This window comes from Aquimarina sp. U1-2, from assembly GCF_017897595.1.
Classification (GTDB): domain Bacteria; phylum Bacteroidota; class Bacteroidia; order Flavobacteriales; family Flavobacteriaceae; genus Aquimarina.
Genome location: NZ_JAGKIK010000027.1, coordinates 1 through 6,637 on the forward strand (window position 1 = coordinate 1; position 6,637 = coordinate 6,637).

9 protein-coding genes are annotated in these 6,637 nt (G+C 29.5%); 7 read left to right on the plus strand and 2 right to left on the minus strand.

Features of this window, described 5'->3' with window-relative positions:
* Positions 1-110: 110 nt before the first annotated feature.
* On the minus strand, positions 111-515 hold the full coding sequence (locus J8281_RS18695) for a hypothetical protein (RefSeq protein ID WP_210199193.1): 405 nt from the start codon (positions 513-515) through the stop codon (positions 111-113).
* 356 nt (positions 516-871) lie between these two features.
* Entirely contained in the window at positions 872-1,507 is a 636-nt protein-coding gene (locus J8281_RS18700) for a hypothetical protein (protein ID WP_210199194.1), read from the minus strand.
* 1,046 nt (positions 1,508-2,553) lie between these two features.
* On the opposite strand from J8281_RS18700, the gene J8281_RS18705 reads away from it, so the two are divergent.
* From J8281_RS18705 to groES, 7 genes are all read left to right on the plus strand, one after another.
* The gene (locus J8281_RS18705; RefSeq protein WP_210199195.1) at positions 2,554-2,748 is read left to right on the plus strand and encodes a cold-shock protein; all 195 of its coding nucleotides are present in this window, start codon (positions 2,554-2,556) and stop codon (positions 2,746-2,748) included.
* Positions 2,749-2,935: 187 nt separating this feature from the next.
* Positions 2,936-3,283, plus strand: a complete 348-nt coding sequence (locus tag J8281_RS18710) for a hypothetical protein (RefSeq protein ID WP_210199196.1) — start codon at positions 2,936-2,938, stop codon at positions 3,281-3,283.
* 83 nt (positions 3,284-3,366) lie between these two features.
* Complete coding sequence (locus J8281_RS18715; protein ID WP_210199201.1) at positions 3,367-3,906, plus strand: AraC family transcriptional regulator; 540 nt, start codon at positions 3,367-3,369, stop codon at positions 3,904-3,906.
* Between the two features lie 409 nt (positions 3,907-4,315).
* Positions 4,316-4,624 (plus strand): cupin domain-containing protein, encoded by a 309-nt coding sequence (locus tag J8281_RS18720; RefSeq protein ID WP_371812639.1) that lies wholly within the window; start codon positions 4,316-4,318, stop codon positions 4,622-4,624.
* Positions 4,625-4,860: 236 nt separating this feature from the next.
* A complete protein-coding gene (locus tag J8281_RS18725; RefSeq protein WP_210199198.1) occupies positions 4,861-5,898 on the plus strand; it encodes a beta-1,6-N-acetylglucosaminyltransferase in 1,038 nt (345 codons plus the stop codon).
* A gap of 8 nt (positions 5,899-5,906) precedes the next feature.
* Positions 5,907-6,101: a hypothetical protein gene (locus J8281_RS18730; protein ID WP_210199199.1), complete on the plus strand. Its 195-nt coding sequence runs from the start codon at positions 5,907-5,909 to the stop codon at positions 6,099-6,101.
* 22 nt (positions 6,102-6,123) lie between these two features.
* Complete coding sequence (gene groES / locus J8281_RS18735) at positions 6,124-6,426, plus strand: co-chaperone GroES (protein WP_210199200.1); 303 nt, start codon at positions 6,124-6,126, stop codon at positions 6,424-6,426.
* Positions 6,427-6,637: the final 211 nt, after the last annotated feature.

The window sequence follows — 6,637 nt, forward strand, 5'->3', positions numbered from 1 at the left end:
TTGCTAACTCTAATAGTCCTAACTTTGGTTTGATGATTTTTTCTTCTGTGTTCATCTGACAAATATTTAAATTGATTTAAACTAAATTACTAAAATTGTCAGATTAAGTATTAACTATTACAGTTTAACCCATGATTTTCATATGCTATTGTGCTAGCAAAATTCATTTGAGCAAATTGAAAAAGTCTTTGTGAAACATCTTTTCCAAATTGGTCTTCAATTTTATGTAGCACACTCTTGAATTTAGCAAGCTGTGATTCATCCATAAGATTAAAAGACAAATCCAAGAAGTCCTTTCTTACATTATGATCTTCAATTTCCAAGGATAGATTGATAAGTTCATCAATGCATCTAAGTAATAAAAACCAATTCTCTTTTAAAGATTCTGGTTCATATTTGGCAAAATGTTCTTTTATAGCGTTTAACGAATAGGCTTGTGCACTTTCCAAAAAGAAATTTAATTCATCACCTTTAAGTAGTTTGTTGGGTAAGTTCATTTCAATTGTGCCTAACATAGTGATAAAGGACAGATCCTTTATTTTCCTCGTATTTTTATTTATAAATTAAATCTTCAAATTATCGTTTTATTGAACTTTTTAATTATCTTTTTTTCTAAATATTAATATAATATCTACCGCTAAGTAAACTAAAACAATTATCCAACATAATCGACCCTCCTTTAAGTTTAAAATTAAAAGGTTCAGTGATTAAAAAATAGATATTTATAGTGAGTAAAAAAATACACAAAGGGTACATCAATAATCTTACAAGAAATCCTTTCATGAATTTTATCGTTCTGTTTTATTAAACTTTTAGTTTACTATTTAACACGGAAAATATTTTCACGTTATATGATTATTTGAGATCTAGTTCAATTTTCAAAAATAGTCCATGTCAGATCCACTAGTTCCTCGGTCTTAGATTTCTCTATTTTTTCAATAATTGATTTTCTATGTGCGGCACCGCACATAAAAATTGCTGAACTGAAGTGATTCTTGCTACAATATAAATAGATATTCCGAATCATTGGTTTTTCGTAAGCCTCAATGTCTGCATTAACTGTTTTATTGATCTCAATATTATTTATAATCCGGCTTTCCAATACACGCATTTCTTCTTGAAGATTTATACATTCTAAACTATTGAGAAATTCAAATCCATTCTCGGCAGCCAAGTAATTAAAATTATCAATCAATTTTTGTAGTTCTCTATTTTTACAAACTAAATTGATTTTTTTGTGAAAGGCATCTGATAGACCATTTTCACATACAGGAACATATTGGAAAGAAGTATTAAAGCTATATTTCTGAATTGCGGATATTTCCAATTTCTTATGAAATACTCCATATGTCGAAAATAAAAATTTTTCATATGCTGAATAAGTTTCATCAATAGCCTCTAAAAAAATAACTTCTGGTCCTAATTTGTCGATGATACTATACAACTCTTCAGCGTTGCATTTGCCAATTTCCCTATGGATCGTGCTAATGAAAGTAATATTGTGCATAATTGTCAAAAATTTATGGTTGGTCAACAATAATAAGTATTTCTATTTCAAGGGCTTTAAAAAAGAAAATTATATCTGCTCAAATTTCGCATAGAGTAGGTATATATCCACTGATAAATATATTTTATAAATATTTAGAGATACTAAGTAGATCAACAGTTGATGATTTAATTGTAATAGCTAAGGATATTGAGAAGAAAACTAATCTTTTATAATATTCAGTTCTATAATATTGTTATGAAAGGTACAATTCATATATCAAATTATATTATTAAAATTTGACAAGTCGACAGATGTGTCCGGAAGCATTTATCGTGTCTTACAATATGATACCCCCTTTTTAAGGGTCAATATTTAACATATGATTTGGAGATAATACTTAAATTAAAGGTATCTTCACAATGATAAAATTCGTAAAGCTTCAATTTAATTTTGTTTTTTCAAATTCAACATTCTTTTCTTGCTCTCTTTTTTTCTCGGCAATAGTGCAAAAAAACAATTTTAAGTTAAATATTAAGGATAACAACATAGGTTTGAGTATTGTTTTCAACGTAGAACAAGTCTTCACAATTGAATATTCCTGTTTGTTTCTCCATCTATTACGTTTATACGTTTTCTCCGAATTATAGGAGGACCGGCTTAAAACAAAAAGTTGATAGTATCAAAAATCTAAAATTTTCAAAAATAACAAACTCTGAGTTTTCAAAAAACATTGAGAAACAGGGTGAACAATTATTTCAAAACAAGTAAAATCAACAAGCGTGCAAATAACAGCATGATCTTTAAGACTATCGTAATGCTTACGGTGTTTTTTGCGTATTAATATTAGTATTATTGCCAATACAGCTAATGAATATGGAATACTCTATCGTACAAAAAGAACATTTTTTTTCAGCCATTATGGGCCATATTAGAATTTTGTGAAAGTTGGAAAAATGCAAATTATACCTATAGAATAAGGATAGAATTTTAAGACAATAAATTAAAGAACAATGAATATTATAAAACAGACATTAAACAGAATAGTAAATAATAAATACAAAGTAATGAAAGAAGGAACAGTAAAATTTTTCAATAGTGCCAAAGGATTTGGCTTTATTAAACTCAAAGATTCCGATGAGGATATTTTTGTACACCAAAGCGGTATTATAGACGAAATTCGTGAGAATGATAACGTAAAATTTACGATGGAAAGAGGTCAAAAGGGAATGAACGCAGTCAATGTTGAATTGATTAAATAACAAGTCCTATCGCTCTAAAAGTGTTGAAAAGCCATCTATTAAAGATGGCTTTTTATATCTTATATCCTATACTGATAATATGTTTAAATTTTGAATATCTAACATCCAAGTTCAAATATAATAGAGGTATTGTGATCGTATGAGAATGCTCAAAAATATATTCTCAAAGCAAAACTCCATACAAAAAATGACAATACAGATAAAACTTTTTTTAATAGCGCTGATTTCATTTATCATTTGCAATTCCCAAGAAATAAATCGAATAGAACAACTAGAGGGAGTGTATCAAGGACGAATTGAAGGAGGTTATTCGTTTTGTTGTAAAACCATATCTGGATTTGATGAGATATTGGTTTTTAATGAAGTTCTGTCTGTTATACTTGAAAAATATCCATTGCATATCAATAAACATGTTGGAGAAAATTTTATCATCTCGTTTACTAAGGATATAATTATTGAGAAAAAAAAGAGTAGAGAAGTGTCAACCATATTACGTTTACAAAAGCTTGTACCTGGACAACATCTTCGAGAATGATACAAATCCTAATTCCTAACGTATAAATAAATACCTTACATATAAACTTTATAAATATGAGCACAAAACTATTCATAAAATACATGGTTAGTTTACGATGCAAACTGATGGTCAAAGAAGAGTTAAAAAAACTAGGATTGCATTATATGGTTTTAGAATTAGGTGTTGTTGAGCTCTTGGAAGATATAACTAAAGACCAACGCCTCGTACTGAAGAAAAATCTAAGTAAATCTGGCTTAGAATTGATGGAAAGTAAAAAGAGTATTCTAATTGAAAAAATCAGAAACGTTATTATCGAAATGATTCATTACACAGATGAATTGCCCAAAGTTAATTATTCCGATTATATAAGTGAAAAAGTTGGTTATAATTATACATATTTAGCAAACATATTTTCAGAAGTGAAAGGAATTACTATTCAGCAATTTATTATTGTCCATAAAATTGAAAAGGTCAAAGAATTACTTATTTATGATGAACTAAATCTTACAGAGATCTCTTATAAACTGCACTATAGCAGTGTGGCACACTTATCTAATCAATTCAAAAAAATCACAGGTTTAACACCTACTTTTTATAAAAGACTGAAAGAAAAACGTAAACAAAATCTGGAAGATTTATAATAGATAAACATCATAGTGTATAGTTTGTTCGATGTTCATAATACTTAATCCTTCAGAAAAGTGTGATATATGTAATCTAGGTTCGGACTAGTGTAACACATTAGACCTTTAAATGACCGATTTTTGTATACATATCAAACTCTTTTTTATACGTGAAGGGGTATTAATAATCTAAAAACAGAAAATCATGTCAAAAGGAAAAGAAGGTAAATCTAAATCAGGTAAAAAAGCCCCGGCAAAAAGTTTGAAAGAAAAGAGAGCTGCAAAAGCTGCAAAAAGAAAAGAGAAAAGGAGCGAGGAATAATTAGTAATGACAAATCGCAGCTAACGTATTCTAGTTTAACATTAATTTTCTACAATATCATTCATGAAAAATCAAGAATTAGAAAAATTCTTTAAGCACAAATTGGTGGATACCATTGATTATGTGCCTGGATCTGTGGTGATGAAAGTAATTCTAAAGAAAAAAACAGGAATCGTAGCCATATCATCATTTGATAGTGGAGAAGCATTGAAATCTAAAACTTCTCCTTTTGACAATCTTATTCAAATTATAGATGGAGAAGCTGAGATTATTATTAATGACGAATCAAATATTGTTGAAACAGGTCACGCAATTATTATCCCAGCTCATGCAAGAAATATAGTGATGGCAAATAAGCGATTTAAAATGATATCGATTATCATTAAAAGTGGTTATGAAGACGTAAGTATCTAAAATTTGAAAATAAAGTATATGGAAAGGCAAGAAAGTAAATTCAAACCGGGCGATACCGTTTACGCCAAAGTAAACCCTGAAGTTAAATTGGTTGTACGGTTATATTACCGGCGAATATACTATTGTACGTTTGCTGAAAATCCTAAGAAAAAGGAAGTAGTATTTTTTGAAAGAGAGCTTGTTCAATGAATGTTTAAAAAGAATAAAAATTAAGAATTAAATGACATACACATAAAATGACAAAAAAATTACGCATAACAAAAAAGCAAAGCTTTCATTTCAATATCCCGAAAAAGAAACCGAAGATTGCTTACTTCATATTGGCACATCGTTTCCCTAAACAATTCAGACGATTATTTAAGGCAATTTATCACCCAGGAAATCACTACTTAATCCATATTGATCAAAAATCTGATGCTACTACTAAAAAGGGTATTAAAACTTTTTTAGAAGATTATTCTAATGCTTATATTTTAAGAAGTGAGAATGTAGTGTGTGGAGGATACAGTCGAGTACAGTCTGAAATTAATGGAATGAAGTATCTCTTAAAACGTTGCCTCAAATGGGATTTTTTTATTAATCTAAGCGATCAGGATTTTCCTTTGAAATCTAACAATTTTATATTTGATTTTTTGGACAAGAACATCGGTAAAAACTTCATGAAGATTGCTAATCAGATTAGAGATCGCCCAGATACGATGAATCGAATTGAAAACTATTTTCAAGAAACTGATATTGGTTTTTCGGGCATACCTTATCAAAGATCCTTCATGAAAAATGTAACCCCATATATAGGAGGGCAATGGATGATCTTGACTAGGACTTGCTGTGAATTTATCTGCTATAGCCCTGAAGTAAAAAAGTTTGAAGATTTCTATCGCAATATATGGATAGCAGATGAATCATTTTTTCAGACAATATTCATGAATACTTCATTCAACGAAACAATCGTAAATGATGATTTAAGAGCTATTATATGGATGTCTGACGAAGGTATAAAATTGAAACCAAAAACTTTGACTGGATCGGATATTGACTTTTTGATGCAAGGAGACAACTTATTCGCCCGGAAATTTGATGAAAATATTGATGCATTGGTACTGGATTTTTTGGAAGAATCTATAAAAACAGATCCAATACTAAATAATTCTATTAATATAGATTTTAATCTTATTCCAACTCTTAATATGGATACAAAAAAAAGTGTCGTATTAAGCCCAGAAACAATTATAAATCCGCCTACTCAATTAAGAAAACTTAATGGCAATAAATAAATAGTAAAATGGCTAAAACGAATATTACGAGAAGTTGGAGGGAGCAAAAGGTGATGCTAAAACGAAGGTTTCCTTTTCTATCGGACGGGGATTTTGATTTTAAAGATGGACAAAAAGAAGCAATGCTTGATAATTTTGCTGTTAAACTTAAAAAAACAAGAACAGGGCTAGAAGTACTTTTTACTGAATTACAAACCTATTGAACTATACTTAACAAAAATAATCATGCATAAATTTAAAATACAACCGCTTGCCGATAGGGTCCTGGTAAAAGCAGACATCGCAGAAGAAAAATCAAAAGGAGGTATCATTATACCGGATACTGCTAAGGAGACACCTCAAAAAGGTATTGTACTAGCTGTCGGAAAGGGAAAGAAAGATGAACCCATGACCGTAAAAATTGGTGATGCCGTATTATATGGTAAATATTCTGGCACAGAAATTACGGTTGAAGGAATTGATGTACTCATTATGAAAGAGTCAGATATCTTTGGGATTATTCGGGCAATCAGTTTAGAACTCATATAAAAGGATTTAACAAGTATATTTTGAAACTAAGATGATGAGTTATGTATGGATATGAAGATTAACAAATCAGTATATCCTATCCTAAAGTGTAGTAGCCACTACTTGATCTGACAGTTGTTACTTATCCGACATCATGCCTTTGCGCTAAATTTATTTCTTTCTCAACTACCTCTTGATTTATGGAGGCAGTTTGTGAAAGAAATAAATTTTC

Bases quoted from the DNA above. Each gene is read 5' to 3' on its own strand.
- J8281_RS18695 (WP_210199193.1), bottom strand. From the start codon at position 515: ATGTTAGGCACAATTGAAATGAACTTACCCAACAAACTACTTAAAGGT.
- J8281_RS18700 (WP_210199194.1), bottom strand. From the start codon at position 1,507: ATGCACAATATTACTTTCATTAGCACGATCCATAGGGAAATTGGCAAA.
- J8281_RS18705 (WP_210199195.1), top strand. From the start codon at position 2,554: ATGAAAGAAGGAACAGTAAAATTTTTCAATAGTGCCAAAGGATTTGGC.
- J8281_RS18710 (WP_210199196.1), top strand. From the start codon at position 2,936: ATGACAATACAGATAAAACTTTTTTTAATAGCGCTGATTTCATTTATC.
- J8281_RS18715 (WP_210199201.1), top strand. From the start codon at position 3,367: ATGGTTAGTTTACGATGCAAACTGATGGTCAAAGAAGAGTTAAAAAAA.
- J8281_RS18725 (WP_210199198.1), top strand. From the start codon at position 4,861: ATGACAAAAAAATTACGCATAACAAAAAAGCAAAGCTTTCATTTCAAT.
- J8281_RS18730 (WP_210199199.1), top strand. From the start codon at position 5,907: ATGGCTAAAACGAATATTACGAGAAGTTGGAGGGAGCAAAAGGTGATG.
- groES (WP_210199200.1), top strand. From the start codon at position 6,124: ATGCATAAATTTAAAATACAACCGCTTGCCGATAGGGTCCTGGTAAAA.